Genomic DNA, 642 nt, shown 5'->3' on the forward strand with positions numbered 1-642 from the left:
CCAGCATCTGGTTGGAGATGCCGAACAGCGGCCACAAGGTGTTGATGCCGCCCAGCGGATCGATCACGCCCTGGTACAGCAAGTAACCCCACAGCGCCACGCAGCCGGCGGTGGCGATCAGGTTGGCGGTCCAGGATTCGGTGCGTTTGAGAGCCGGTACGAACGAGCCGAGCAGGTCCTGCAGCATGAAGCGCCCGGCACGGGTGCCGGCGTCCACCGCAGTGAGGATGAACAGCGCTTCGAACAGGATCGCGAAGTGGTACCAGAACGCCATGGTGTTCTCACCCGGCAGCACCGAGTGCAGGATCTGCGCGATGCCAACCGCCAGGGTCGGCGCACCGCCGGCACGGGCCAGGATGGTGGTCTCGCCGATGTCCTTGGCCACCGCTTGCAGCGCGTCGGGGGTGATTGCAAAACCCCAGCTGCTAACGGTCTGGGCCACGGCCACCACGTCCGAACCGACGATCGCCGCCGGGCTGTTCATGGCGAAGTACACGCCCGGTTCGATCACCGAAGCCGCGACCATGGCCATGATCGCCACGAAGGACTCCATCAGCATGCCGCCGTAACCGATGTAGCGGGCGTTGGTTTCGTTATCCAGCAGCTTGGGCGTGGTGCCCGAGGAGATCAGCGCGTGGAAAC

The 642-nt window shown here is 65.0% G+C and carries 1 protein-coding gene; it reads right to left on the reverse strand.

Annotated features, from left to right (window positions below):
- Positions 1-642 (reverse strand): carbon starvation CstA 5TM domain-containing protein (locus tag J3361_RS29285; RefSeq protein WP_279382108.1); only part of this gene is annotated, 642 nt, incomplete at both ends.

It is taken from the genome of Pseudomonas sp. OA65 (assembly GCF_017498305.1).
Taxonomy (GTDB): Bacteria; Pseudomonadota; Gammaproteobacteria; order Pseudomonadales; family Pseudomonadaceae; genus Aquipseudomonas; species Aquipseudomonas zanjanensis.